Raw genomic sequence first — 26,056 nt, 5'->3', positions numbered from 1 at the left:
ATCACATTTCAATGCCATTCATAACATCCTGGCGGCCGCAAATGTTATTGACTCGCCATTTGGCTGATGAGAAGATCACAACATGGTTTTGCGATCAATAGCAAAAATTCGCAAAACCATAAAAGAAACCATAAAAGAATTTCGTCATGCAGACGAAGGAGACAAGCGAGATGAGTGAGCCGGTTGCGGCCGCATCATCGCCTCAGGTTCCGTTGATCCGTGTTGCGGGCGTCACCAAGCGGTTTGGCGGCGTGCAAGCGCTTCGCGGGGTCAACCTCGAAGTGCTTCCCGGAGAAGTCCATGCGTTGCTGGGCGAAAACGGTGCCGGGAAGTCAACGCTGATCAAGATCCTGAGCGGTGTTCATGCTTACGATGAAGGGTCCATCGAGATCGCGGGCGAGAGAGTCGCGTTCGACTCCCCGGCGCAATCGCGCGCCGCCGGTGTTGCCGTCGTCTATCAGGACCTGAGCCTGGTCGAGTCCTTGTCGGTCGGGGCAAACCTGATGCTGGGACGAGAGCCGCGCACGCGCCTGGGCTTCGTCAAGAAACGCCAGCTCACGGCCATGGTCAACGACTTTCTCCGGGCCCACGGCATCCCGCTCGATGCGCGAACGCCTGTGGGTTCCCTCCCCTTCGCCTATCGCCAGATGACGGAGATCTGCAAGGCGTTGATGGGAGACGTGCGCATACTGATCCTCGACGAGCCCACCTCGGCGCTGACCGGTGGCGAGGAACAGATTCTCTTCGACGCCATTCGCACGGTGACCAGTCGCGGTGTGGGGGTCATCTATGTGACGCACCGGTTGAACGAAGTATTTCGTATTTCCCAGCGTGTCACGGTGTTCCGTGACGGGTTGAACGTCGGGATGTTCCCAACGGCGCAAACCGACATGAAACAACTGGTGGCGGCCATTATTGGCCCCGGCCATGCGGCCTTGCATGCGCGGGAAAGGACCGCTGTGGGGTCCGCGAGCAATGTGCCTGCCGTGGGCAAGGAGAACGTCGCCGTAGCCGCCCAGCCCATTCTTGCGTTGTCCAAAGTGGGCAACGACCGGTTGCGCGATGTGGACCTCACCGTCTGCAAGGGTGAGATCCATGGACTCGCGGGATTGATTGGCAGCGGCCGTACCGAGATCCTGGAAACCATCTTCGGACTCAGGGTAGTTGATACCGGCAGCATCGTGATCGATGACCAGGCGCTGTCACGGATAACACCGGCCCAAGCCATCAAACTCGGTGTCGCGCTCGTGCCGGAGGATCGCCATGTGCAAGGCCTGGTCCTCGATCACTCTATCGAACGAAATCTGACCTTGCCGCGGCTGCCTCAATTTTCCCGTTGGGGTTGGCTGCGCAGCCAAGCTGCCGTGCAGCAGGCGCAAAACTCGATGAAAAAGCTCGCGGTCAAAGCACCGGGATCGTCCACCTACGTCAAGTTCCTGTCAGGCGGCAATCAGCAGAAAGTAGTTTTTGCCAAGTGGGATCACCCGCGGCCCAAGCTTCTTTTACTCGATGAACCCACGGTCGGCGTCGACGTTGGCGCGCGCGAGGAAATATACGGCGTGGTTCAGGACGCTGCCCGGGCCGGTACAGGTGTGCTTGTCGTGTCGTCGGATCTCGATGAGCTTCTGCGCCTGTGCGACCGGATCTCGATTGTCGTCGATGGCCGCATCGTCAATACCCTGGATCGCGCTCATCTCGGCAACGCCGAAGCGCTGCATCACCTGATTCAGCTTTCCCGTTCCACCACCGAGTCCCCCAAGGGGACTTCCTTCGGGGCGCACGCAACATGAACGACTCTGTCTCAACGCCCGCGACTGACGGGCAGGCAGCTCAACAGCGGCGAGGCCGCAAGTGGCAGTTGGTAAGACTCCTGCTGCAGGGCGACCGGCCCTACGCGCTGTATTTCGCATTCGCCATCCTGCTGGTGGTGTTCAGTTTTGCGTCGCCGTGGTTCCTCTCCATCGACAACTTCCTGAACATCGGCCGCCAGACAGCGCTTGTTTCCATCATCGCGATCGGCATGACGTTCGTGATTATTGCCCGGCAGATCGACTTGTCAGTGGGGTCTGCACTGGCGTTGTCCGGCATGTCCGCCGCACTCGCCATGGCGCACGTTGGCGACAACTGGATCATCGGGGCTATAGCGGGCATTGGGACCGGCGCGATCGTGGGCGCGATCAACGGGTTCGTTGTCACCCGGCTGAATATTCCCTCGTTCCTGGTCACGCTGGGGACCCTGAGCGCGGCGCGCGGGCTGGCCCTGCTGGTCACCACAACCCGGCCGGTCATCATCACCAACGACTCCTTTGTTTCGATCTTCGGCGAAGGCGACATCTTCGGCGTGCCGGTCCCGATCATCTGGACCGTGCTGGCCGTGATCGCCGGCATCTTGCTGCTTCACTACAGCGTCTTTGGCCGGCAGATCTATGCAGCCGGCGGCAATCCAACCGCAGCGCTTTACTCGGGCATCAACATCAAGCGCGTGACGACGCTCGCGTTCGTGCTCACCGGCATGCTTGCCGGTCTCGCTGCGCTCGTTCTGTCCGCGCGCTCTCACGCAGCCCGGCCCGATGTCGTTCAGGGGCTTGAGCTCGATGTAATCGCCTCCGTGACGTTGGGCGGTTGCAGCCTGTTCGGTGGCAGGGGGTTCGTCCTCGGCACGCTGCTGGGCAGCCTCATTATCGGCACACTCAATAACGGTCTTGTTCTGCTGGGCGTGAGTTCTTCGCTCCAGCTTGTCATCAAGGGGGCGATCATCGTCGCGGCGGTCGCCTTTACAAAGAAGTGACGGGGGGATGCCGATCACTCGCGATGCAGGAAACAATGGTTAAGGACGGCCAGGTTTCGGCAAGTAGGCAGGGGACGCAGTACATCAAAACCAACGGAGGAGAATCATGAAACATCGTCGTGGCTCAAGAATGGTTTTAGCCGGCATGATGGCAGCGGCAGGCGTTGCGGCCCTGTCTTCTTTCGACGCCGGCGCGCAGTGCGTGACCGGATTACCGGTTGCATCGATAGGACCGAAAACGATTGTCGGGCAGGGACCGAATGGCGAAAAAGCGGCGTCGGTGGACACGGTGCAACTGAGCGCCGCTGACGCGGCCAAGGTCAAAGCCGGCAAGTTCAAGGTCGGCATTTCGATGCAGACCATGAATCTCGACTGGTCGCAACTGCAGGTCCAGGGCATAACCGACACGCTGAAGAAATATGGGGTGGAGGTCATCGGAACGGCGTCGGCCGAGTATCAGGTCGACAAGCAGATTGCGGATATCGAGAACACCATTCAGCGGCATCCGGACGGCATCATCTCCATTCCGGTCGATGGGACCGCGACCGCGGCAACGTACAAGAAGGTGTCCCAGGCCGGTATCAAGCTGGTGTTCATGGACAACGTGCCGACCGGCCTGAAGCATCCGGAACAATACGCGTCGATGATCTCGGCAGACAGCGAAGGCAACGGCCAGATCGCGGCCAAGGTGCTTGCATCTTGCGTAGCCAAAGGTGCCACCATCGGCCTGGTCAATTTCGGCGTGGATTACTTCAGCACGAAGGAGCGCACCAAAGCAGTCAATGACTGGATGAAAAAGAACCGGCCTGACCTCAAGATCAAGCAGGTCGACTTCACCGACCCGTCCAAAGTCGGGCAGATCGCGGGAGACTTCTTGACGGGCAATCCGGACGTCAAGGGACTGTTCGCTGTCTGGGATCAACCGGCGTTGGACACGCTGACATCGATGCGGGCTCAGGGCGTAAACATCCCGGTCACGACAGTCGATCTTGGCCTCGAATCCGCGATCGAGATCGCCAAGGGCGGACCGCTGAAGGCAACGGGTTCGCAGCGCCCCTATGATCAGGGTGTAGCCGAGGCCATGGCCATGATGAAGGCGCTCATTGGACAGACGCCGCCGGCTTGGATCGGCGTGCAGTCGCTGCCGGTGGTTCAGTCGAACGTGCTCGAAGCGTACAAGATCGTCTTCAAGAAAGATCCTCCGGCTCAGCTCGCAGACGCTTGCACGAAGGCGAAACCAGCTTGCGGCTGATGTGACGGTCGAGTGATGCGGGCGGAGCGTGCTTAACTGCTGCTCGCTTCGCCAGCTACCCGTTGCGAACTGGCAATCTGTCCCGGATGCCATCACATGATGTGATCGGCGTTGCGTTCGAGAGAGGCACTCCTGAGCGCTCACGCTCATCCACCACGTGCACGATCGCACCGAGCACCCAAGACCTGAAGCGCACGCAAGCAACCGTTCAATCCTGTCGCGGCTGTCGGTCACCGGACGAATATCGACACCCGGCGCACTTTTCCACAGTGCAACAACAGCGTCATAGTCGGCCAGTACCATTTCTCGAATCTGTGCGCCCATCATCCATCCTGTCAAGAGCTATTGTTTAGCGCTGGGTACTGCGGCTGGCTGCGGCCACGAAAGCAATCACACCGGTCACCAACGCGCAATTTTGGCAGCGTTACCCTACTCCTTAAGTTCAACATTCTATCTATGCGCATTCCCGTTTCTCAACCGCTCTCGCGGCCGGGAAGAACTCGATGGAATAAACCGGCCCACGCATGTGTTCTCAGTGCGTAAGGCCCCTGCCTTGCCTCGGTCCGCAGTATCACCACTCACCCACGCATCTAATGAAATTCAGCGACCTTTCATCTCCTGCCTTCTATGAAAATGCCTACCCCTTTTACGAACAGCTTCGCTCTCAAGGCGCACTGATTCCACTGGCGCCCAACGTTGTGATCACCGGCCATTACGCAGTGGTGGACGCGCTGCTGCGCGATCGGCGCATGGGGAAGACCTATATGCAAAGCGTGGTCGCGCGCTACGGAGAAAGCGGACCCGAGCAGCCGGTGTTCCAGGCGCTCAGCCGCATGTTCCTCATGATCAACCCGCCAACGCATACGCGCCTGCGCAGTCTGCTGATGGCGGCTTTCAATGCCCGTCAGATCGATCTGCTTCGCGACACCGCACAGAGCACGGCGGACAGCCTGATCGATGCGTTCGAGCCAGACGCGCAGTTCGACCTGGTCAGCGACTACGCATTGCCGTTGCCGGTGAACGTTATCTGCCGGTTGCTCGATGTGCCTGTCGAAGATGGGGCAAAACTCGGCTCGGCGGCAAGCCACTTCGGCAACGCGCTGGAAGCCGCGCCCATGGACGCCGCGCACCTTGCCGCCGCGAACGAAGCAACGCAAACATTGGAACGCTATTTCAAAAGCGTGGTCGAGGAACGGCGCACGAAACCCGGCAACGACCTCGTATCCGCGCTGATTCGTGCGGAGGAAGCCGGCGAATCGCTTACCGAAGCCGAGATCATCTCTAACGTGCTGCTGCTGTTCGTGGCGGGGCATGAAACGACGTCGAACATGCTGGGTAATGCGCTGATTGCGTTGCATCGCCAGCCTGAGCAACTTGCGCGGCTCAAGGGCGACGCGTCGCTCCTGTCCAAGGCTGTCGGCGAGTGCCTGCGATTCGACAGTTCGGTGCAAATGATCGTGCGTACGGCGTTTGAAGACCTGGAGGCGGCGGGCCACTCGATCGCGCGCGGCACGATGGTGTTCATGATGATCGGCGCCGCGAATCGCGATCCAGACCAGTTCGAGAAGCCGGATGAGCTGGACATCGGGCGCCAGCTCCAGGGCCGGCTGCTTTCATTCGGCGCCGGCATTCATCACTGCCTGGGCGCGCGGCTCGCAACGCTGGAACTCGAAACGGGGCTGGGCACCCTGCTCTCGCGGCTGCCAAATTTGCGCATCACGAATCTCGATTCGCTGCAGTGGCGGCAACGCAATACCCTGCGCGGGGTGGAATCGTTGAAGGCGCGGGGTTAGCCGCCGCCCGATTCCTGACATGCGCCATTTCCGTGCATTGCCGAATTGCTACCCGATAGGTCAAAAAAAATCGGACGCGCCGCAAGATCAAGCCTGATGCGGCGGTCCGATTAAACCCACACTGAGTGGAAGATCGTACGCAAGCGTATCGTGGCGGCGTTGACCTAGGTCAACGCGTCAAGCCACGGCTCAAGTCAGTGAGACAACGCCAGCGACAGGATACTTTCACGCCCCGATTTATCCTGTTCAGTATAACTTTTTGCCGCAAAGTCGATATCGAGTGCCGCCAGTGTCTGAGCATCGATATCGATCCAGCAGGCAACTACCATCCTGCCATCGATGCGTTGTGCCGGCCCTGCCCGGTGCGCATGCACGCCAATGCGGCGGAACAGCCGCTCCATGCTGAGGAACGTGACGCCAATCAACTGTCGCGCCCCAAGTTGGGCGGCGCACTCTACAACGGCCGCGAGCATGGGGCGCACGACCCATGCGAGATTGCCCTCCTCGAGATGTGCGCTGACAGCCGGAGTTGCGGCAAATCGAGAAAGCTCCCATACGTCAGGCGATGAAGGCACCGGCATGCCTTGCGCAAGCAAAGAGGGGAACAACTGTCCGAGCAGATAGGGGCGCGTGGTCGGCAACAGTCTCGCGCATCCGCAAATAGATGCGGCATCGTCGTTCGCGATCACATAGACGGTATCGTCCCGGTCATATTGATCGCGCTCGCAAAAGCCGTCTGCCATCGGCAGTCCCCAACCCAAGTTCTCGACGAATATCTGATACCGGTAGCGCGCGAGCGCCACGCTCACGCTCTCTGACAGCGGCCCGTCCTGATGAACAAAAGTGCGCATCATGCTCCCTGTATTGTTTTTTAAGGGATGCATTACAACGCGCGTTTCTTCGGACAGGAACTGTCAACGTTGACAGGCGTCGAGCGGCTCGCTTTTAACGTCGGCTTTATGGTCGAAGATTGATAAAACTTTTTAATTTGTCTATAAAGAACGAACAGAAGCGGGTGGCGGCTGTGTTTGGCATAACGACTGATGGAAAGTCTGATGGAAAGTCTGATGGACAGACTTAAAATCAGCGAGCAGGTGGTTTGATATGCTGCGGGGTGAACGACATGGCGGCCGCGACTGCATGGGTCCAGTCCAACCGGGCAAGCCCAAGCCTGAGTGAGCTGGCAGTGTTTTTCATGCCGATGTCGAAGCCGAAACAATCGGTTCCCATGACATTGCTTCTCACGTCGCTCTTTACCACTATGCGAATTCCCGACGTACGGTCGACATACCAATCCCATCCGACCGATATTTGCCTGGCTCCCGAGACCGTAGTTTGCCACTCTGTATATCCAGCACCGACAGCGTCATATTTGGCGGTACGCAGTTCGGCGAGTAATCCATCGTCGAAACCCGACATTACGTGGGCTAATTGCAAACTACTCAGCGTTTGCTCTGCAACGCGGACGTAGCCGTCATACCGCGCGTCATACCGCGGGAAGCAAGAATTCAAATAAGAGAGTTTCATGGGGAGACCTTTGCCAAATCGTCAAGCTAATGGAACCTGAAAACATAACCAGACCACCACGGGGGAGCAATGGAACGAGTCTGCCAGGACGCCCATCAACAGTTTCATGCGGCTGCGAACGAACATCAGCTTTTCCAACATATCGCCGAATTTGCGAAGCGGCTCGGCTTTGATTATTGCTGTTATGGGATTCGCATACCGTCACCCCTTGCCAGGCCGGCTATCTCTATTTTTGACACTTATCCGGCCGGATGGATGAAGCATTATCAGGAGAACCGCTTCATCGATATCGATCCGACCGTGCGCGCCGGCATGCACAGCTCGAGCCTGATCGTTTGGCCAAACAGGTCCTCCCGAGAGACTTCGCGCCTGTGGTCGGACGCCCATGATTTTGGCCTGACCGTCGGCGTGGCTCACTCCAGCTGGAGCGCAAACGGCGTCTTTGGACTTCTGACCATGTCCCGCAACGCAGACGCGCTGACGCCGGCTGAGATCAGTCACTTGCCGTTACCGGCGAACTGGCTGGCGAACGTCTCGCACATGATGATGAGCCGCTTTATCCTGGCGCAGGTTACGCCTGAAGCGGCCGCGTCACTGACCGCGCGCGAACGCGAGGTACTGTGCTGGACCAGTGAAGGAAAGACCTCCTATGAAATCGGGCGGATCCTGAACATCGCCGAGCGCACGGTTAATTTTCATATTAACAACGTGCTATTGAAACTTAATTCCACAAATAAGGTGCAAGCTGTCGTCAAGGCAATGGCTATGGGCCTGCTCAATTCGGATTGGTAACCCAAAGCCATACCACCTCCATCGCGTGAAGTGCATGATTCGGCCCCAACCTTCAGGGGTCGAACCATGCATATTGAGCGCTGAGCGCAGCCCGTAGAATGAAGTCTCGCTCAAGCAGCCTGACGGGAGTCGAGCGTCAGGTCGGGCAGCGTGCAGTTGTCGTCGCGCAACCTTTTTCAGGCGACCTTCACCGACGGATCCCAGTAGAAGTATCCGTACAGGTTTTGCTTTTCCCCAGAACTATCGAGCGAGTAAAGCGCGAAGTAAACGTAGAAGTACTCAAGACCTCCCTTCGCAATCCGTGAGTCATAACTGGCGAAGGTGATCGTTTCCTGATTGGCGGGCAATCCGGTCGGCTGACTGGCCGGGTTCGGCATCACCGCTCCGGCCCGGGTCGTGAGGTCCGATTCGAAACCGTTGAAGACCTTGTCCCCTTGCCAATAGTTGATGCCGTAGATAATCACAGCATCATCCGAATTGGCATAGATGGATGTACCCGTAAAGGAAACAAAATCTCCCACGTTCGCGCTGAACTGGAGGTCAGCCGTTCCTTGTCCAACGGGCGGCGTCCTGGATCCGGTGCAAATCATGAATTGACTGTTATGGTCAATTCCCTGGGGACTCGACTGATTGGTATTAGGAGGGTAATGCGCCTTCACATAGTCGGTGTCGATGACCACCAACACGTTTACCTGTTGCGCGCTCGCCTTCAACTCACTGTCTTTTACCATGATGCCCTCTCAGTTCTGATTTAGATTAACAACGCGGCCGCTGGGACGCGCTTGCAGCGCGTCAAACCCAGCATGACAGAGCGAGGTAGACAGGACACCTGTCAGGACTCGCAGTTGTTATCTCCCAGCGACCGGACTTGTTACGTGTATCGCAAGATCATGGAGATCAAGTGGGAGCGTGCATCGTCAACTCGTCTGCTCTCGAAAGAAACATCTTCAGCACGGAAGAGGTATTTGACCTGCTATAGCCGATAACCAAATCAATTGTCGGTGCGTCGCCTTCAAGAGGACGGCTGACTACCGACCAAGGCAGCAAGTTCTCCGCGTACTCCGGCATCAGCGCCAGCCCGCGCGTGGATGCGACGAGCGACATGGCCATCGCCAGATTATCGACGCCGTGTTCGGGCGTGATATCGATCCCGCTCTGCTGCAGATACCGCTCAATCACGTCGTGCAGCACCCTCGCCTTGTTCGAGGCCATGATGAAAGGCTGGCCGACAAGATCCTCCGGACGGATCGTCGCTCGCTCGGTCAAGGGGTGGTCGCTCGGCATGAGCACCACGAGCTTTTCACCGCTGACTACGCGATAGTCGAGATCAAACCCCGGTTCGGCGCGTAAAAACGCGAGGTCGAGCTTGCCGCGTGCGAGCGCATCGGCAAGGTCCGGCGAATAGTGGCTCGATACCGTCACGTCAATGTTCGGCAGTTCATCGCGCAGCACCTGCATGGCGCGCGGCAGCCAGGTCATTTCCTGACCGGTCAGGAAACCGAGCGCGAATACCTGTTTCGTGGGTTGAGAGGCGCGGCGCGCCGCTTCAATAGCGGCATCGACCTGGCTCAGTGCCAAGCGCGCATGGTCGAGGAAAGCCTTGCCCGCCGGCGTCAGCTCGACTCCACGCGCGCTGCGGTTGAACAGTTCTGCTCCAACCTCGTCTTCCAGATCACGGATCTGCCGGCTAAGCGACGGTTGCGACGTATGCAGGCGGCGTTCGGCCGCAACGCTCAGGCTACCGGTCTCCGCGACGGCCACGAAATACCGCAGATGTCGAAGCTCCATACACCTCCTTCAATTCGGCCATGCCTGGCAGGCATGCCCCTCAGCCTACAAAGTCTTTTTACTTTCCGCAATGGCCAACTAGATTACGCATCAGGCAGCGACGCAACGGCAACAACCTGTTCGTCGCGACGACTTGAATCTACCGCACTCCATGCCTTTCATCTATACCGGAGAATCGCCATGACCAGCCATACGCACCAAACCGCCCCGACGCAATTCGTTGATGCAAACAGCATCCGCTTCGCTTATCGGCGCTTCGGCAAGACGGGCGGCGTGCCGCTCGTGTTCAACATCCACTTCACCGGCACGATGGACCACTGGGATCCGGCTGTCACCGACGGTCTTGCGCAGGGTCGCGAAGTGATCCTGTTCAACAACGCCGGGATCTCCAGCACGTCGGGCGAGGTGCCGCAGTCGATTGAAGAGATGGCTGCCAACGCTGCCGCCTTTATCAAGGCACTCGGGCTCACGCAAGTCGACGTGCTCGGTTTTTCGATGGGCGGCCTGATCGCACAGGAACTGGCGCTGGCCGAGCCGCAGCTCGTACGCCGCCTGATCCTGGTTGGCACGGGCCCCCGCAGCGGCGAGGGCATGGCATCGCTCACGCCGCAAGCACAGGATATTTTCGGCGCGACTTACGAGGAGCCGGATCACTTGTGGCTTCGCGTGCACTTCTCGCCGTCGGATGCCAGCCAGGCAGCCGGCCGCAAGTTCCTGCAGCGCTTGCGCCTGCGCACCGAAGGCCGGGATCCCGAAGCCAACGAAACGGTCGCACCGGCGCAACTCGCCGCACTCGGCAAGTGGGGTGCGCCCCACGACAACCCTTTCGACTATCTGTCAGCGCTCGCGCAGCCCACGCTCGTGGTCAATGGGGATAACGACGTCATCATCTACTCGATCAACTCGTGGATCCTGCAGCAGAACATTCCGAACGCGCAGCTGATCATTTACCCGGATGCCAATCACGGCTCGCTTTACCAGTATCCCGAGCGCTTCGTGACACATGTGGCGCAGTTTCTGTCCGAGAGCGGCGAACACGCCTGAGCGAACGCCCATGCCCATGCCCATGCCCATGCCCATGCCCATGCCCATGCACTGAATTGTCAGATCGTTTTCATTCAACCTTCAGGAGTCTGATCATGACCAACCTCACCGGAAAGACCGCTCTCGTCACAGGCGCTTCACGCGGCATCGGCCGCGCCAGCGCGCTCGCACTTGCCAAGGAAGGCGCACAAGTGCTGGTCCACTACAGCAGCGGGGAAAAGGAAGCGGACGCGGTCGTAGCCGAAATCCGTGCGGCAGGCGGCAACGCTCAGAAAGTCGCCGCGAATCTGCGCGATGCAGACGGTCCGCATACGCTTGCCAAACGGGCACGCGCTGTAGTGGGCCATCGGCTGGACATTCTGGTGGCGAATGCCGGCATTTCGAAGTCGGCGAGTATCGAGGAAACGACGGTCGAAGATTTCGACGACCTGTTCGCCGTGAATGTGCGCGCACCCTATTTCCTCGTGCAGCAACTGCTGCCGGTGATGTGCAAAGGCAGTAGCGTTGTTCTGCTGTCGTCGCTCGCAGCGCATGCGGTGGTCGGCAAGCTGCCTGCCTACGCGGCGACCAAGGGCGCAGTCGATACCCTCGTCAAGCATTTCGCCTCCGCGCTTGGCGAACGCGGGATTCGCGTGAATGCGGTGGCGCCCGGTGTGGTCGCAACCGATATGTCGAGTTTCACGAAAACTGACGAGGGACGCGGAGTGGTGATCGGCATGCAGGCGCTGAAACGGGTCGCACAGCCTGATGACATTGGCAGTGCAGTTGCGTTTCTTGCATCGGATGCATCGCGCTGGATTACCGGCGACACGCTGCATGTAGACGGCGGCTCCAAACTCTGATCGGACGAATTCGAGCATATTTTCAGTGTTTGTGAAAATCCGCATTGATTAGGTATCCAGATTTAAATTGCGCTAAACCGGCGCGTAGCAAACCAAATTTTGATTACCTGCTAAAGGAAAGATCATGGCTCACTTGTTCACACCAAAGAAAGTTGGCGCATACACCCTGTCGCATCGTGTCGCCCTTGCACCGATGACCCGCCTGCGCACCATCCAGCCAGGCGACATCCCCAGCCCGATGATGGCGGACTTCTACGGCCAGCGCGCATCGAATGGCGGGCTCGAAATCATTGAAGGCGTCAGCATCTCGATCCCTGCCCGCTCGTACCTGGGCGCAGCGAGCTTCTATCACGACGGGCAGGCAGAAGGCTGGAAAGCGATCGCCAATGCCGTTCACGACAAGGGTGGCCGCGTCTTCATGCAACTCATTCACGGCGGCCGTCAAAGCCACGTAGAGATGACCGGCGGTGTTGACCCGGTCGCACCTTCGGTCGTCCCGTTCGACGGCGTCGCGCTGACCAAGGACGGTTTCGTTCCGGCTTCGCCGCATCGGGCGCTTGGCATTGAAGAAATTCCGGGCATTGTCGAAGAGTTTCGCACCGCGGCACAACGCGCGCTGGATGCAGGTTTCGATGGCGTCGAGCTTCACGGTGCGAACGGCTACCTGGTGGATCAGTTCATCCAGGACGGTACCAACAAGCGCACCGACGCTTACGGCGGCCCGATCGAAAACCGTGTGCGCTTCCTGCGCGAAACCGTTGAGGCCCTCATCTCGGTATGGGGTGCGGACCGGGTCGGCGTGCGCATCTCGCCGTCAGGCGAATGGGGCGGCATCTCCGACAGCAATCCCGAAGCAACCTTCAGCTACGTCGCGAAGGTGCTCGACGAATACAAGATTGCGTATCTGCACGTGATCGAGCCACGCATCAAGGGCGACGAAACGCTGCATGAAGGGCAAGCGCCTGTTGCCACGAAGTATCTTCGTCCGCACTTCTCCGGTCCGATTATTGCGGCCGGCGGTTTCGACGGCGACAGTGCCGAAGCGATCGTGGCATCCGGCGATGCAGACCTGGTCGCATTCGGTCGTCACTTCTCGTCGAATCCTGATTTGCCGTATCGTCTGAAGCACAAGCTGCCGCTTACACCGTATGTCCGCGCCGCATTCTGGGGCGGAGATGAAAAGCATTACTCGGATTTCCCGGCTTATTTGCCTGCTGTAGAAGTCGCGGAAACCGTGTGAACCGAACGGCGCTTCGTTTGAACTCAACTTGAACCCAGCTTGAACCCACAGCTTGAACCCACAGCTTGAACCCAATTACTCTGGAGAGTCTCATGTCACGCACCATCAAATTTGCCAAAGCCGGCGGTCCCGAAGTCCTTGAATTCGTGGAGACAGAGGTACCCGCTCCCGGTCCGACCGAAGTTCGCATCAACGTCAAGGCGATAGGCATCAATCGCGCCGAAGCAATGTGGCGCGCGGACGCCTACATTGAACCCGTCAAGTTCCCGGCCGGCCTGGGGTACGAAGCAGCGGGTGTCGTCGATGCAGTGGGCAGCGACGTCACCGGCTTCGCGCCCGGCGACAAGGTCAACCTGATTCCGTCGTTCTCGATGAATCAGTACTTCACGTACGGCGAAGTCATCGTTGCGCCGGACTACGCGCTCGTCAAGCACCCGGAGTCGCTTTCATATGCCGAGGCTGCATCCGTCTGGATGATGTTCGTGACGGCCTACGGCGCGCTTATCGAAGACGCGAAAGTAAGCAAGGGCGATTTTGTGATCATCCCGGCAGCTTCGAGCAGCGTCGGTCTCGCGGCGATCCAGATTGCCAACTACGCCGGCGCGACATCCATCGCGACAACGCGCACGGCCGACAAGAAACAGCAATTGCTCGACGCGGGTGCGGCGCACGTGATCGTCACGGACGAGAGCGACCTGGTCGAAGAAGTCAAGCGAATCACCGGCGGCCAAGGTGCGCGCGTCGTGTTCGACCCGGTCGGCGGCCCGAACTTCGCGAAGCTGATTTCCGCGCTGTCGTTCCAGGGCATTGCTTACATCTACGGTGCGCTAAGCGAAGACGTAACGCCGTTGCCCGTGCTGGACATGATCGCCAAGATGATCACCGTCAAGGCCCACAACATCTGGCTGACGAGCGGTGACGAGACACGCCGGAAGGCTGCGGTCGAGTATGTGCTCAAGGGGCTCGAAAGCGGCGCGCTCAAACCGGTGATCGATCGCACCTTCACGTTCGACGAAATGGTCGACGTGCATCGCTATCTGGAAACCAACGGCCAGTTCGGCAAGATCGTGGTGACGGTGTAAGCAAAAACGCCGGCGCATGGTCTGAGCGACGGCACCCGATTAATGGCAGTGCGATCGGCAGGACTTGCCCTTTGCACTGACCGATCAAGGAGCAAACGAAATGTCCAGCCATCCTGTTGTACTTGTCACGGGCGCGCTGACCGGCATTGGCCGCGCCACCGCCTTCGCATTCGCCCGAGAAAACGCGCGGATCGTGGTGTCGGGCCGCCGTGCTGAAGAGGGCCGACAGCTCGCAGCAGAACTGAACGCGCTCGGCGCAGAAGCTCAATTCATCCAGGCCGATGTCCGTTTCGAAGACGATGTCCGACATCTTGTTGATGGCGCCATGGCCCGTTTCGGCCGGCTCGATGTAGCGGTCAACTCCGCGGGCGCCGAAGGCGAGTCAGCGCCCGTGACGGAGCAAACGCCTGAACGCTACGCAGCCGTCTTCGACACCAACGTGCTCGGCACACTGCTCGGCATGAAACACGAACTGCGCGTGATGACCGCGCAAGGCAGCGGCAGCATCGTCAACATCTCGTCGACGATGGGCGCGCGTGGCGCAGCAGGCGCGTCCCTTTATGTGGCCAGCAAGCACGCGGTGGAGGGTCTTACGAAGTCCGCGGCGCTGGAAGCTGCGGCGTTCGGTGTACGGGTCAATGCTGTCGCCCCCGGTCCCATAGAGACGGCAATGCTAAATCGCCTGACGGTCAATGCTGAACGCAAGGCGGCCTTCCTCGCAGGGGTCCCGCTCAAGCGCGCTGGAACGCCTGAAGAAATCGCCGATGCCATTGTGTTCGTTTCGTCCGACAAGTCGAGCTTCATGACCGGGGAAGTCCTCAGGGTCAACGGTGGACGAACCGCGTCGTAACCTCTTTTAATTGCCCTGGAGAAAACCGATGCTCTACGAAATTCGAACCTATACATTCAAACCGTTGCGCGCTGCAGAATGGCTTGCGATGTATGAAAGCGAGGCCCTGCCACTTCAGAAGGAATTCCTCGGCGAACTGATCGGCTTCTTCACGACTGAAATTGGCGACATCAGCCAGATCGTTCATATCTGGGCGTACAAAAGTCTTGATGATCGACTCGAACGCCGCGACCGGATGGCAGCCGACAGCCGCTGGCAGGCATTCGGCAGCAAGGTCAAAGCGCTGGACATTCTCGTCAGCATGGAGTCGCGGATCATGCGGCCCACGGACTTCTCGCCGCTTAAATAGCTTAGGCAATCTAGTGAACACGCAGCCTTCAGATTCGTCATACGGACTGGCGCCGCTGCTTATATAACGCGATGGTGAATACCATGTCTACTCCACTGTTCGATGATCTCCCCACACCGCTCAAGAGCGTGCAAACCCGCCCCTTGTTCGTCATGCGGCTAGACGTCAAGCCGATTGTGGTCGTCGGTGAAACACCGGGGCCGTTTCGTCGCGTGGGAATCGTACCTTCAGGAACGTTTGCCGGCGAGCGGCTATCCGGCAAGGTGCTGGACGGCGGCAGTGACTGGCAAACCGTTCGCAGCGACGCAAGCACGACGCTCGACGTGCGCCTGATCCTGCAAACCGATGACGCCGTGAACATCACGATGGCGTATCGCGGCTTGCGTCACGGACCCGCCGATGTCATTCAGCGACTGGAAAAAGGCGAGGAAGTCGACCCGGCAAGCTACTACTTCCGGATCAGCCCCCTGTTCGAAGCGCCCGCAGGAAAGTATGAGTGGCTGAACCGGATCATCGCCGTGGGTACGGGACATCGGTTCGCCTATGGGCCGGTTTACAGCGTGTTTGAGATCTTGTAGGGGATGCGCCCGTGAGGCCCGGTTGACCAGCGGGGCATCGGCTCGCCGCTGGTTTCCAGACTCCTGCCGCGATGCTAGCCGGCGTGCGGCCACAGCGTGCGGCCGAAAAAGGTGAGCGTCCGGTCCCACGCCAGTTGCGACCAGACCGGGTCGAACTGGGTCCTGGCAATGCGGCCCGGGCCGACCGCTGTTTCGTTGGCGAACGCATGATGCGCAAGGTAGCGATGAAACTCGACGTCGACCTTGGCCTCAGTCAGCTTGCTCTCCAGTGCATCAACTGCTTCGGCCGGGAAGAATTCGTCCTGTGTGGCCCAGTGACCGAGCACCGGCGCCTTGATCTTCGATGCATCGACGTATTCGAGCGGCGGAAAACCGTACCACACCGTGCCGGCGGATATGTCCGGGACATGGCATAGCGCGAGCAGCGTCAGCGCCCCGCCCATGCAAAAGCCGGTCACACCGACCCGCTCCGAATGCGCCTTGAGGTATTTCACGGCACCTGCAATGTCCTGCCCGGCGGCGTCGGCGAAGTCGAGCGCGCCCAGCAGATGGCTCGCCTCTTCCTCTTCGACGGTGGCTTTTCCGCGAAAAAGATCGGGAACCAGCGCCAGGTAACCGGACTGTGCGAAGCGATCTGCCACGCCGCGGATCTGGTCGTTCAAGCCCCACCATTCCTGAATCACGACAATGGCGGGCGCGCCCTCGAGCTTTTGCGGTTTCGCCAAATAACCCCGGACGTCTTTCCCGTCAGGGCGTTGGTAGGTGATCATGGATCCGGGTGACTGTTTCATGACATGGTCCTCAATTGGGGGAACCGGTAGCATAGCGCCAGTGGCGCAGGTACGCATGCTGGTTACGTCAGTCACCGCTGAGTGAGGAGTTCATTGCGCTCGCCGACCGAACGGCAGCGCAATGGGTGATCTCTCAGGTTCGCACCCTAATGCAAATGACACGGGACGATTGCGCCGGGACTGCGCCGCGAACAGGCTGCGACGGGCTGACCTGATCTGGTGCTAGCGCTTATCTATGAGTCGCATTCCTAATCGTCATAAAATCACCATGAAATAGCAGGCCTTTACGCCGAATGAGCACGGATCCATGGCTGTCACCCCACGTTCATCGGCAACAGCACCATCTGCTTGCCCTGCTGATGCAGGCGCGTCTGGATTTCGACCGGCGTCTGGTTGTGCAACCACGCCGTCAGGAAATTGACGCGCTTGAAGATCAGCTTGCTAGCAAAGCAGACGCTGTTCGGAAACTCGTCCATCGGCGTCTCGGCGAGTTTCATGAATTCGCCGATAGGATGCGTGCCGAAGGCAATCCTGTAATCGGCCGGTATTGCGTGTCGGCGGCAGTATGAAACGTAATATTCAAGCGATGACTGGATCGTTTTCTGCAGACGTTCCAGGTGTTCTGTGCCCTCGTAACTTTGCGCATCGACTTCGCCTACGGCAAGGAAGATGAAGTTCTTGAAGTGCTCAGGAAACAGCCGGTTGACCCACAAGAGCGCATGCATGCTTGCGCCGCGATGCTTGCCGACCAGCAGGATCGCGGTAGGCTGGGACGGGTCCGGTGCAGAGACGTCGGGTTCACTGGCCGCGGGCGGCAAGTCCGTGAAAAGCGAATCTTCACGGGCGAGTTGCGAACGCGTGTCGCTGTAATGCCGCCTGATCAGGAAACACGCAGCGATCACTGCGCTGGTGACCAGCACAGTCAGCCAGCCGCCGGCCGTGAATTTTTCGATCAGCGTGATGACCAGCACGGTACTCGTCACTGCCAGACCTAGCGCCGACAGCGCGAACGGCCTCACCCAGCCCTTGCCGTCGTGGCGATGACGCCACCAGTACGTGCATAGACCCAGCAGCGACAGGCTGAACGTCAGGAACACGTTGATGCTGTACAGCACGACGAGGATGTCCACATTGCCTCTCGTCCACATCAGGATCACGAGGCTTGCGATCCCCATGACCACGATGCCGTTCTGCCTGACGAGGCGCGTAGACAAGTCACGAAAATGGCGGGGAACCCATGAATCGGACGCCATGTTCGACAACACCGCAGGGCCATCGAGAAAACCTGTTTGCGCACCGACCAGCAACAATCCCGCTTCGAGCGCCAGCACGGCCGCCAGCAACGCATGACGCGCGAACGCCGAACCGAGTCCCAGATGCTCGATCACGCTGGCGAACACCACCGCGTTGAGCGTCTGGCCTTCGACCGGCTGGGCATGCCACAACATGTACAGCAGGATGATGCCTCCCGCCGTGAACGCCAGCGACGTCGCCATGTAGAACATCGTTACCTTGCCGTTCGGTACGCGTGGCTCGGCCAGCATGTTGACGTTATTCGACACGGCTTCCAGCCCCGTGTAAGTACCGCCGCCCAGCGAGAACGCCCGCATCAGCAGTGCCACGACCACCAGCGGTCCAAGCGTATGCGACATGGTGTGCGCTTCTGCGACGGCGCCCGGCACGACGGCCGCCAGATGATCGCCGTGAACGGCTACACCGTAGATGATCAGTCCAAGATGAAGCACGACAAAACCGAGGAAGATCGGCAACAACACAAGGATCGATTCCTTCATGCCGCGAAAATTCAGGCCGGTCATCAGGACGATCAGCGTCAGCTCGGTCGCGAGTTTGAACGCCTGCGCGCTGACCGGCAATAAACTGAAAAACGCATCGACACCGCTGGCGAGCGATGTTGCGATCGTCAGCACATAGTCGACCAGGAGCGCTGCCCCCGAGACAAGCCCCGGGCTTGATCCCAGCAACGCAGTCGCGACGCGATAACCGCCTCCGCCCGTTGGAAACAGCTCGATGACCTGGTTGTAGCCGAGCGCGATGATAAAGACAGTCGCTGCGGTCGCCAACGCGAGAATCAAGGCAAGCGGTGTGTGCTGGCCCAGCGCCAGGAATGCTTCTTCGGGACCGTAGCAGGAGGAAGACAGGCCGTCGGCACCGAGGCCGACCCACGCGAGCAGGGGCGTGACGGCTATGGCATGGCGCGTGCGCGGATCGAGAGGATCGAGCGGCTTGCCTACCAGCACAGCCCAGATCTTTTGAACAGCAGTCATGGCGTCTCCCGGTTGATCGAGAAGCGGCAATACCATTGCGGATGACAACGTTGAGGGCCGGTTCCCTTTCGCTTTTCTTACTTGCTGAGCGAACGCATACGCTGACTCATGTGCTTAACAAGAAAGATGTGGGGCCGGTTCATATGGTACGCCTGCCGGCATTGATGGCACCCAGGATTTAACGCTAAAGACTGCGCTAGCTCAGTCGCGCCCTGATGAAATCGATGAACAAGCGAGTTCGCGCCGGCAGGAGTCGCGTGTCGGTAATCGCGTGTACCTGAACGGGCGCAAGACTCCATTCCGGCAGTACGCGTCGCAAGCGCCCCGCCGCCACATCCTCGCGCGCAAGCTCCGTATCGAGCACGGCGATACCCACACCTGCTATCGCCAGCGCACGGCTCAGGCCGACACTATTCATCCTGAAGCGCGACGTGATCATCACGTTGACCACCTCTTCCCCGCGATGAAGCGTTCTCGACACCTCCCCCTGGCTCGTCGCCGCTTGCCCGATGCACAGCACGTGATTAGTCAGGTCGTCGGGATGGATCAACGGCGCAGCAGCCTTGAGATAGTCGGGCGATGCATAGAGATAGCGTGGCAACAGCGCGATCTGCCGTGCGACGAGCGTCGACGGCGTTGTCGGCGGCGCTCCAATGCGAATGGCGAGATCGAACGGATCGCTCTGCAAGTCCACGCGGCGCGGCGTCAGGTCGAATTCGAAGCTGATCAGCGGATAAGCCTTCGCGAAATCGCTCAGGATCGGCGCGAGATAACCGGTCGCGAGATCGACCGGCATAGACACCCGCAATGTGCCGCTCGGGCGTTCCACTACATCAAGCAGGGATTCGTGCGCAATGCGCGCTTCTTCGACAATGCCCTGGCACCGCTTGAAATACACCTCGCCCGCGGCGGTGAGTTCGACCTTGCGCGTCGAGCGATGAAGCAACTGGAGACCAATCGTCTTTTCCAGCTCCGATATATGGCGCGACAGCGTTGAATTGGGCATATCCAGCGCTTCGGCCGCGCCCCTGAAGCTTTTGGTCCGGGCGACTTCCACGAACAAACGCATATAGCTCAACAGTTCCACGATGATTGCTCCACTGGTGGATCACTGTTTTCAATTATAGCTATTTATCCCTTGGGTGGATCAATGCACTATGTGTCTGCACCTCCTCAACCAAGGAATCGACATGAACCCGCTCTTCAGCACTACCCGGATTGGCCGCTATACGCTTCGCAATCGCCTCGTCATGGCGCCGATGACCCGCTCACGCGCCGATGACGCCACGGGCGTGCCCTCGCCCATGGCGGTGGACTACTACGGCCAGCGCGCCAACGCCGGCCTGATCATCACGGAAGGCACCTTTCCCGCGCCGATGGGCAAAGGCTACGTGCGCACGCCGGGCATCCATTCCGAGGCGCAGACCGAGGCTTGGAAGCCTGTCACCGATGCAGTGCACGCCAAGGGCGGCCTTATCTTCCTGCAGCTCATGCACACCGGACGTATCTCTCATCCGAGCCTCTTGCCGGACGGCGCAACGCCAGTCGCGCCATCGGCGATCCGGCCCGCCGGTAAGGTATTCACCGCAGCAGGACCGCAGGAGTTTGTACAACCGCGCGCCCTTGAGACCGATGAGATAGCGAATATTGTTCAGGGGTATCGGCTTGCCACGCGCAACGCGTTGGCGGCCGGATTCGACGGTGTTGAATTGCACGCTGCTTCGGGGTATCTGCCCGAGCAGTTTTTGTCATCGGGAACGAATCAGCGGACCGACCTTTACGGCGGATCCCTGGCGAATCGCGCACGATTCATCCTGGAAGTACTGGGTGCGATGACTCAGGAAGCGGGCAGCGACCGAGTGGGTATCAAGATCGCGCCTGAAATGGGCTTCAACGATGTGATCGATGCAGCGCCGCAGGAGACCTATCGTTATCTCGTGGAGCAACTCAACGCGCTCAAGCTGGCGTATCTGCATGTGATGAAAACCAAGAGCGAATCCGATTACCGCACGTTCCTGCGCCCGTTGTTTGATGGTCCCTATCTGGCAGGCGGCGGGCTGACCGGCGAAAGCGCGCAAACGCTGATCGAGCAGGACAACGCCGATGCAACCGTGTTCGGCAGCCTGTATCTCGCCAACCCGGATTTGCCGCAACGCTTGCTCGCCCACGCGCCGCTCAACGCACCTGACAGCAGCACGTTCTATTCACCCGGCGCGAATGGGTATATCGACTATCCTGCACTGGAGGAAAGCTCAATGAACCGCGCTCTCCGTATCCACGCCTACGGCGGTCCAGACGCCCTGAAGATTGACAACATCGCGATGCCCGCCGCCGCTTCAGGCCAAGTAGTCGTTCACGTCAAGGCCGCGGGAATCAACAGTCTCGACTGGAAGATCCGTGACGGCTGGTTGCAGAACGATTTCCCGTTGCCCCTCCCCGCGACGCTTGGGGTTGAACTCGCGGGTGAGGTGACCGAAGTCGGTGCCGACGTGACTGGGTTCGCCATCGGCGATCGGGTCATGGGTCCGGTGGCCGGACTCGGCGCCTATGCCGGTTTTGTCGCCATTGCCGCAAACACGCTGGTGAAGACACCTGCCAGCCTGACCGACGAGCGTGCTGCGGCGATCCCGGTTGCGGCGCTGACTGCGTGGCAGGCGTTGTTCGAAGCAGGAGAACTGAAACGCGGCCAGACCGTATTGATTCATGGTGCAGCCGGCGGTGTCGGTAGTTTCGCCGTCCAGTTCGCGCGCCGTGCCGGGGCGCGTGTCATAGCGACGGCCCAGGGTATCAACGCGGGTTATCTGCGTGGGTTGGGTGCGGATGAGGTCATCGATTACCGGACTTCCTCGTTCTGGGAGCGGACCAAGGACATCGATCTGGTGCTTGATCTGGTCGGTAGCGCGGCGCTGACCAACTCGTGGCAAGTAATCACCGATAAGGGAAGAATCGTGAGCACGGCCGCGCCTGATATTGCAGCGCAGACGCCGCCGGGCAAACATGGCGTCTGGTTTCAGATGCGACCCGATGCGGCACAACTTGCGGAGATTGTGAGCATGGTCGACCAAGGCACGGTTAAGGTGGAAGTGTCGGAAGTCGCCAGGTTAAGCGACGCTACCGCTGCAATCGAGCGCAACAAGACGGGACATGGACCGGGGAAAGCGGTGATCCTGTTTGAATAAATAATGACATCGCTGCGGGAAACCGCAGCGATGTCAGGGTTCACGCTTCAGGTGATCGTAGTCGGTCAAACCATGACCCCGATCCTTGCCCTGAAGTCTCAGGTCATTGAGCCCCGAATTCCCGTAGCCGATGCCAGTTTTCATCGGCACGTCCTTCCGGGTTCCCCTCTTGCTGCCAGAGCACATACGCGCGCTCGCTGAGTTGCTGGTGGGCGGCACGCTGCCAATAATCATCTGCCCGGCCCTCCTGGCAACCCTCCTGTTCCCACAAAAGGTAGGCACGCTCGCGAATGCCCTGCTCCAGAGCTTGTCTCGTTTCCGAACGACTATCTAGATCGTCGCCATAAGACGCCAGTTGACCACCCCGCCCCACGTGGACTCTGGCGCTCAAGCTCGGCAACTCGGCATCGGGCACCAGGCGCCCGTGGGCTGCTGCCTCCAATGCCTTTGCCTCGTATCGCGCATCATCGGCGGGATCATCCGCGTGCCCCAGCGTGACCGGGTAGGTATGAATAACCGTTCCACTGCCGTCCAACACATCAATCAAGCGCTCCGCCATCGCAGTGCTCCCCAAGGGTGTTTGCCGAACCATTGCTATTAAAGAACAAGGTAACCCAGATATAAACGCCGCGTAACCGCAGCCCTGCGCTGCTCGACAATCACATCTGCTTCATCTTCCACGATGGACCGGCGTTCCCTCGCCTTGCATAAAGACGATTGCGCGAGGATCGATCCACGTAAGCCAAATTCAGCATCAATCAGCCGGCGAACCCGGCAGAACCCCTCAGGCTGTCGGGTTCCCCACGCGGGTCCGGTTCCTCTCTTACTTCGCGGCAGCCGCGGCCAACACCGGCGCATCAGCCGGTGCAGCCCAGTTACTGCGGCGCACATGGTGGATGATCAGCGGGACGCCGCCAAACACCACAATGCCCAGCGTCACCAGCCCGATGTACATGGCAGGCGAACCCACCGGCAACTGGTCGGGCGGGAAAAACGACACCACGAAGCTGAACACTACACCCGCGAGGCCCACGCCCGCAAAAATCCACATCCCCACGATCCCGCCTGGCACCGTGAACGGACGCTCGAGATCGGGCGCGCTATAGCGCAGTTTTATCGCGGCCGCGTACATAAGCATGTAAGCGATCAAATACAGCGCGATAGTCATTGCCGAGATCAGGAAAAACGCGACCGATACGTCCTTGATGACGAAGTAAAAGCAAGACATCAGGGTAACAATCACCCCTTGCACCAGCAGGATATGCGTGGGCATTCCTTGTTTGTTCTTGGCTTGCAGCACCGGCGGCAGTTCGCCTTCATGAGCCGTTTCAAGCAGTCCGCGTGAAGGGCTGCCAAGCCACGCGAGCACACCGCTTATGGCACCCACGCCCACCAGCAGCGACAGAACCGATACGAGCCACTGCATGTGCCAGATGTCCGTGATGACCGCGGCGAAGGTATCGAATACGCCGGACTGCAGCGAGATCTTTTCGTACGGAAGAATGCCGGCGATCGGCAGCGCGCCCAGCGCAAAAATCAGGATCGAGATGATGGCGCCCAGACCGATTGCTGCCGGGTAGCCGCGGCTCGGGCTGCGCATGTCCATCACATGTACGGCCTGGACTTCTACGCCGGCGAACAGCAACACAATACCGGCAAGAAACGCGATGGTGCCGAAGCCATGGATGGCGGGCCAATAACGCGCATGGCCCGCTGCGGAAAGTGCCGGGTCCTTCAGATGCTGCCAGCCGAGTGCATGCCCCGTGTAGATCCAGTACGCCAGCAACGCGAGCAATACGAATCCGGGAACGATCGTGCCAATAATGAATGTCCAATTGGCGATCCGCGCGAAAACCTCCACGCCTTGCAGCACTACCCAGGTAGCAAGCCAATAGGCAACGATGCAAAACACGCCGACATAGACGCCATTGGTCGCCAGCTCCGGGCGGCCGATCGTATAAGCGATAGCCGCCGCGCCGAACGTCAGCGCGACCGGGTACCACACCACGTTTTGAATCCATTGCAGCCAGATCGCGAGAAAGCCCCATCGATTGCCGAATGCCTCACCCACCCACGTATATATGCCGCCGCGCCGGTCGGCGAAAGCACCGCCAAGTTCGGCGGAGATCAGTGACGCCGGGATCAGGTAGAAGATCACGGTGAACGCGAGATAGACGAACATCGTCATCTCTTCCTTCGCGAGCAGCGGCAAGCCGCGCAAGCTGGTCACCACGGCGGCCGCCGTCATCAGGCCGATTGATGTTGCACTCAGGTAAGTGCGCTTCTTTGCTGTCGCAGTCATATCAGACCCCTGGTCGTTAAGCCTTCAAGTTCAGTCATGGTGAAAGCTCGGTCCCGCCTTTGAATTAGGCGCCGGGTTTTCCAACAGATGCGTGATTGCATTTTTGATGTCGTTCAGCAGCAGTACCGCCATGTCGCGCGTGATGCCCCGGCGAATCAGGATGCGCTGGACGATCGTTTCCTCACGGTCAGCGGGAAGCTTGTAAGAGGCGATTTGCCAGCCCCGCATGCGAACGCGGTCCGACAGGTCGAAAAGCGAAAAGCCGGCGGTATCGGGGTGGCGCAGCTTGTAGCAAACCGCAGGCAGCGCACCGCGGCCGTCGTACACCATTTCTATGGCGCTGAGCTTGGCGAGACCCTCTGCCAGGAATTGTGCTGTGTCCGCACATTCCTGCTGGATGCGCCTGTACCCCTCGTGGCCTAGCCGGAGCAACAAGTAATACTGCGCGATGATCTGCCCCGCCGGCCGCGAAAAATTGAGCGCGAACGTGGGCATGTTGCCGCCAAGGTAGTCGACCATGAAGATCAGCTCGTCCGGCAGGTCCTTTACGCTACGCCATACCACCCAACCTACTCCGAGCGGCGCCAGGCCATACTTATGGCCCGAGCTGTTAATGGATTTCACCCGTTCTATGCTGAAGTCCCATTCCAGATCCGGTTGAATGAAAGGCGCGACAAATCCGCCGCTGGCTGCATCCACGTGAATGGGAATGTCCAGGCCAACATCTCGTTGCAATGCATCCAGTGCGCCGGCGAGTGCCTTGACGGGCTCATAAACGCACGTGAAGGTGATGCCGAGCGTAGCGACCACGCCGATGGTGTTTTCATCGCAATAGGCGGCAAGCTGCTCAGGTTGCAGACCGAGCGAGTCGCCACTGAGAGGAACCTGGCGAAGCTCGACATCGAAATAACGGGCGAACTTGTCCCAGCATACTTGCACGGGTCCGCACACAATATTAGGCTTGTTGACCGATTTGCCTTCAGCCAGGCGGCGCTTCTTCCATTGCCATTTGAGCGCGAGTCCACCCAGCATGCAGGCTTCGCTCGAACCCGTTGTCGAGCATCCCGTGGTCTCCCACGAACGCGGCGCATGCCATAAGTCGGCAAGCATATGGACACAGCGTTTTTCAATTTCGGCGGTCTGCGGATATTCGTCTTTATCGATCATGTTCTTATCGATCGATAAATCCATCAACCGGCGGACTTCATCGTCTGCATAGGTCGTGCAGAAGGTCGCCACGTTCTGACGCGAATTGCCATCCATGAAAAGTTCGTCGCGAACCAGGTGTAACTTCTCAATAACCCGGGGCGAGCACCACGCGCCGTGCTGTGTTATTTGATCTGCGCACGCGGTCGAGGTAGCCGATAGCTTCGTTGCGTGCGCTCATGATTGCGCTTGTAAACTGCGGATGACGATGTTAACGTTTGTCGCACCAACATCATTTGATCCGCACTCGTGACTCTTCCAAAAAAATTCTCACTACCCGACATCGCTCGAGAGGGACTAACGCCGTCGGAGCTTGAAGTGCTAGCGTGGGTAGAGAAACTGACGGACATCGCTAATGACTTGCAGGA

General features: G+C 59.3%; 23 protein-coding genes. 13 read left to right on the top strand and 10 right to left on the bottom strand.

Annotation, left to right across the window (positions count from 1 at the left end; translation table 11 throughout):
- Positions 1-170: 170 nt before the first annotated feature.
- The 4 genes from BSU04_RS36040 to BSU04_RS36025 all read left to right on the top strand — a co-directional run bounded on the left by BSU04_RS36040 (position 171) and on the right by BSU04_RS36025 (position 5,833).
- Positions 171-1,790, top strand: a complete 1,620-nt coding sequence (locus BSU04_RS36040; protein ID WP_089165010.1) for a sugar ABC transporter ATP-binding protein — start codon at positions 171-173, stop codon at positions 1,788-1,790.
- A complete protein-coding gene (locus BSU04_RS36035) occupies positions 1,787-2,788 on the top strand; it encodes an ABC transporter permease (RefSeq protein ID WP_089165009.1) in 1,002 nt (333 codons plus the stop codon). Before BSU04_RS36040 ends, BSU04_RS36035 begins: the two co-directional genes overlap by 4 nt.
- A 106-nt stretch (positions 2,789-2,894) precedes the next feature.
- Positions 2,895-4,040 (top strand): substrate-binding domain-containing protein, encoded by a 1,146-nt coding sequence (locus tag BSU04_RS36030; protein ID WP_089165008.1) that lies wholly within the window; start codon positions 2,895-2,897, stop codon positions 4,038-4,040.
- A 593-nt stretch (positions 4,041-4,633) separates the two neighbouring features.
- Positions 4,634-5,833 (top strand): cytochrome P450, encoded by a 1,200-nt coding sequence (locus tag BSU04_RS36025; protein WP_089165007.1) that lies wholly within the window; start codon positions 4,634-4,636, stop codon positions 5,831-5,833.
- 194 nt (positions 5,834-6,027) lie between these two features.
- On the opposite strand, the gene BSU04_RS36020 is transcribed toward BSU04_RS36025, so the two are convergent.
- Together BSU04_RS36020 and BSU04_RS36015 are read right to left on the bottom strand one after the other, a co-directional pair.
- Entirely contained in the window at positions 6,028-6,684 is a 657-nt protein-coding gene (locus tag BSU04_RS36020; RefSeq protein ID WP_089165192.1) for an acyl-homoserine-lactone synthase, read from the bottom strand.
- Positions 6,685-6,916: 232 nt separating this feature from the next.
- Positions 6,917-7,360, bottom strand: coding sequence for a DUF4902 domain-containing protein (locus BSU04_RS36015; RefSeq protein ID WP_089165006.1), 444 nt, complete (start codon positions 7,358-7,360; stop codon positions 6,917-6,919).
- A 69-nt stretch (positions 7,361-7,429) separates the two neighbouring features.
- On the opposite strand from BSU04_RS36015, the gene BSU04_RS36010 reads away from it, so the two are divergent.
- On the top strand, positions 7,430-8,152 hold the full coding sequence (locus BSU04_RS36010; protein WP_089165005.1) for an autoinducer binding domain-containing protein: 723 nt from the start codon (positions 7,430-7,432) through the stop codon (positions 8,150-8,152).
- Between the two features lie 176 nt (positions 8,153-8,328).
- Here BSU04_RS36010 and BSU04_RS36005 read toward each other — a convergent pair whose 3' ends face one another.
- Both BSU04_RS36005 and BSU04_RS36000 read right to left on the bottom strand, forming a co-directional pair.
- A complete protein-coding gene (locus tag BSU04_RS36005; RefSeq protein ID WP_089165004.1) occupies positions 8,329-8,883 on the bottom strand; it encodes an inclusion body family protein in 555 nt (184 codons plus the stop codon).
- A gap of 166 nt (positions 8,884-9,049) precedes the next feature.
- Positions 9,050-9,940 (bottom strand): LysR family transcriptional regulator, encoded by an 891-nt coding sequence (locus BSU04_RS36000; protein WP_089165003.1) that lies wholly within the window; start codon positions 9,938-9,940, stop codon positions 9,050-9,052.
- A gap of 180 nt (positions 9,941-10,120) precedes the next feature.
- Here BSU04_RS36000 and BSU04_RS35995 point away from each other — a divergent pair, with 180 nt between their 5' ends.
- The 7 genes from BSU04_RS35995 (at position 10,121) to BSU04_RS35965 (ending at position 15,925) form a co-directional block, all read left to right on the top strand.
- Positions 10,121-10,984: an alpha/beta fold hydrolase gene (locus BSU04_RS35995; RefSeq protein ID WP_089165002.1), complete on the top strand. Its 864-nt coding sequence runs from the start codon at positions 10,121-10,123 to the stop codon at positions 10,982-10,984.
- 95 nt (positions 10,985-11,079) lie between these two features.
- Positions 11,080-11,826 carry an SDR family NAD(P)-dependent oxidoreductase gene (locus BSU04_RS35990; RefSeq protein ID WP_089165001.1) on the top strand — a complete coding sequence of 249 codons (747 nt, stop codon included), beginning with the start codon at positions 11,080-11,082 and terminating at the stop codon, positions 11,824-11,826.
- Between the two features lie 124 nt (positions 11,827-11,950).
- Positions 11,951-13,066, top strand: a complete 1,116-nt coding sequence (locus tag BSU04_RS35985; RefSeq protein ID WP_089165000.1) for an alkene reductase — start codon at positions 11,951-11,953, stop codon at positions 13,064-13,066.
- Between the two features lie 92 nt (positions 13,067-13,158).
- Positions 13,159-14,148 (top strand): zinc-dependent alcohol dehydrogenase family protein, encoded by a 990-nt coding sequence (locus BSU04_RS35980; protein WP_089164999.1) that lies wholly within the window; start codon positions 13,159-13,161, stop codon positions 14,146-14,148.
- 100 nt (positions 14,149-14,248) lie between these two features.
- A complete protein-coding gene (locus BSU04_RS35975) occupies positions 14,249-14,998 on the top strand; it encodes an SDR family NAD(P)-dependent oxidoreductase (RefSeq protein ID WP_089164998.1) in 750 nt (249 codons plus the stop codon).
- A gap of 28 nt (positions 14,999-15,026) precedes the next feature.
- Positions 15,027-15,347, top strand: coding sequence for an NIPSNAP family protein (locus BSU04_RS35970; protein WP_179258559.1), 321 nt, complete (start codon positions 15,027-15,029; stop codon positions 15,345-15,347).
- Positions 15,348-15,430: 83 nt separating this feature from the next.
- Positions 15,431-15,925 (top strand): DUF3237 domain-containing protein, encoded by a 495-nt coding sequence (locus tag BSU04_RS35965; RefSeq protein ID WP_089165190.1) that lies wholly within the window; start codon positions 15,431-15,433, stop codon positions 15,923-15,925.
- 74 nt (positions 15,926-15,999) lie between these two features.
- Here BSU04_RS35965 and BSU04_RS35960 read toward each other — a convergent pair whose 3' ends face one another.
- From BSU04_RS35960 to BSU04_RS35950, 3 genes are all read right to left on the bottom strand, one after another.
- On the bottom strand, positions 16,000-16,716 hold the full coding sequence (locus tag BSU04_RS35960) for a dienelactone hydrolase family protein (protein WP_089164997.1): 717 nt from the start codon (positions 16,714-16,716) through the stop codon (positions 16,000-16,002).
- A 314-nt stretch (positions 16,717-17,030) separates the two neighbouring features.
- A complete protein-coding gene (locus BSU04_RS35955; protein ID WP_089165189.1) occupies positions 17,031-19,001 on the bottom strand; it encodes an APC family permease in 1,971 nt (656 codons plus the stop codon).
- 196 nt (positions 19,002-19,197) lie between these two features.
- A complete protein-coding gene (locus tag BSU04_RS35950; protein ID WP_089164996.1) occupies positions 19,198-20,088 on the bottom strand; it encodes a LysR family transcriptional regulator in 891 nt (296 codons plus the stop codon).
- A 103-nt stretch (positions 20,089-20,191) separates the two neighbouring features.
- Here BSU04_RS35950 and BSU04_RS48650 point away from each other — a divergent pair, with 103 nt between their 5' ends.
- Positions 20,192-22,180: an oxidoreductase gene (locus tag BSU04_RS48650; protein ID WP_089164995.1), complete on the top strand. Its 1,989-nt coding sequence runs from the start codon at positions 20,192-20,194 to the stop codon at positions 22,178-22,180.
- A gap of 103 nt (positions 22,181-22,283) precedes the next feature.
- On the opposite strand, the gene BSU04_RS35940 is transcribed toward BSU04_RS48650, so the two are convergent.
- From BSU04_RS35940 to BSU04_RS35930, 3 genes are all read right to left on the bottom strand, one after another.
- On the bottom strand, positions 22,284-22,739 hold the full coding sequence (locus BSU04_RS35940) for a DUF2934 domain-containing protein (RefSeq protein WP_089164994.1): 456 nt from the start codon (positions 22,737-22,739) through the stop codon (positions 22,284-22,286).
- 264 nt (positions 22,740-23,003) lie between these two features.
- Positions 23,004-24,482, bottom strand: coding sequence for an amino acid permease (locus BSU04_RS35935; RefSeq protein WP_089164993.1), 1,479 nt, complete (start codon positions 24,480-24,482; stop codon positions 23,004-23,006).
- A 30-nt stretch (positions 24,483-24,512) separates the two neighbouring features.
- Entirely contained in the window at positions 24,513-25,766 is a 1,254-nt protein-coding gene (locus BSU04_RS35930; protein WP_306427251.1) for a glutamate decarboxylase, read from the bottom strand.
- Positions 25,767-26,056 lie beyond the last annotated feature (290 nt).

This window comes from Caballeronia sordidicola (genome assembly GCF_002220365.1).
Taxonomy (GTDB): Bacteria; Pseudomonadota; Gammaproteobacteria; order Burkholderiales; family Burkholderiaceae; genus Caballeronia; species Caballeronia sordidicola_C.
The sequence above is the reverse complement of the archived record's forward strand: the minus strand, read 5'-3'. Positions and strand labels throughout refer to the sequence as shown.

What these genes read in the sequence shown, in the direction of transcription:
- BSU04_RS36005 (WP_089165004.1), bottom strand. Translation starts at nt 8,883, where the DNA reads ATGGTAAAAGACAGTGAGTTGAAGGCGAGCGCGCAACAGGTAAACGTG.
- BSU04_RS36035 (WP_089165009.1), top strand. Translation starts at nt 1,787, where the DNA reads ATGAACGACTCTGTCTCAACGCCCGCGACTGACGGGCAGGCAGCTCAA.
- BSU04_RS48650 (WP_089164995.1), top strand. Translation starts at nt 20,192, where the DNA reads ATGAACCCGCTCTTCAGCACTACCCGGATTGGCCGCTATACGCTTCGC.
- BSU04_RS35975 (WP_089164998.1), top strand. Translation starts at nt 14,249, where the DNA reads ATGTCCAGCCATCCTGTTGTACTTGTCACGGGCGCGCTGACCGGCATT.
- BSU04_RS36040 (WP_089165010.1), top strand. Translation starts at nt 171, where the DNA reads ATGAGTGAGCCGGTTGCGGCCGCATCATCGCCTCAGGTTCCGTTGATC.
- BSU04_RS35965 (WP_089165190.1), top strand. Translation starts at nt 15,431, where the DNA reads ATGTCTACTCCACTGTTCGATGATCTCCCCACACCGCTCAAGAGCGTG.
- BSU04_RS35970 (WP_179258559.1), top strand. Translation starts at nt 15,027, where the DNA reads ATGCTCTACGAAATTCGAACCTATACATTCAAACCGTTGCGCGCTGCA.
- BSU04_RS35980 (WP_089164999.1), top strand. Translation starts at nt 13,159, where the DNA reads ATGTCACGCACCATCAAATTTGCCAAAGCCGGCGGTCCCGAAGTCCTT.
- BSU04_RS36020 (WP_089165192.1), bottom strand. Translation starts at nt 6,684, where the DNA reads ATGCGCACTTTTGTTCATCAGGACGGGCCGCTGTCAGAGAGCGTGAGC.
- BSU04_RS36030 (WP_089165008.1), top strand. Translation starts at nt 2,895, where the DNA reads ATGAAACATCGTCGTGGCTCAAGAATGGTTTTAGCCGGCATGATGGCA.
- BSU04_RS36025 (WP_089165007.1), top strand. Translation starts at nt 4,634, where the DNA reads ATGAAATTCAGCGACCTTTCATCTCCTGCCTTCTATGAAAATGCCTAC.
- BSU04_RS35960 (WP_089164997.1), bottom strand. Translation starts at nt 16,716, where the DNA reads ATGAAACAGTCACCCGGATCCATGATCACCTACCAACGCCCTGACGGG.
- BSU04_RS35990 (WP_089165001.1), top strand. Translation starts at nt 11,080, where the DNA reads ATGACCAACCTCACCGGAAAGACCGCTCTCGTCACAGGCGCTTCACGC.
- BSU04_RS35995 (WP_089165002.1), top strand. Translation starts at nt 10,121, where the DNA reads ATGACCAGCCATACGCACCAAACCGCCCCGACGCAATTCGTTGATGCA.
- BSU04_RS35940 (WP_089164994.1), bottom strand. Translation starts at nt 22,739, where the DNA reads ATGGCGGAGCGCTTGATTGATGTGTTGGACGGCAGTGGAACGGTTATT.
- BSU04_RS35955 (WP_089165189.1), bottom strand. Translation starts at nt 19,001, where the DNA reads ATGACTGCTGTTCAAAAGATCTGGGCTGTGCTGGTAGGCAAGCCGCTC.
- BSU04_RS35935 (WP_089164993.1), bottom strand. Translation starts at nt 24,482, where the DNA reads ATGACTGCGACAGCAAAGAAGCGCACTTACCTGAGTGCAACATCAATC.
- BSU04_RS35985 (WP_089165000.1), top strand. Translation starts at nt 11,951, where the DNA reads ATGGCTCACTTGTTCACACCAAAGAAAGTTGGCGCATACACCCTGTCG.
- BSU04_RS36010 (WP_089165005.1), top strand. Translation starts at nt 7,430, where the DNA reads ATGGAACGAGTCTGCCAGGACGCCCATCAACAGTTTCATGCGGCTGCG.
- BSU04_RS36015 (WP_089165006.1), bottom strand. Translation starts at nt 7,360, where the DNA reads ATGAAACTCTCTTATTTGAATTCTTGCTTCCCGCGGTATGACGCGCGG.
- BSU04_RS36000 (WP_089165003.1), bottom strand. Translation starts at nt 9,940, where the DNA reads ATGGAGCTTCGACATCTGCGGTATTTCGTGGCCGTCGCGGAGACCGGT.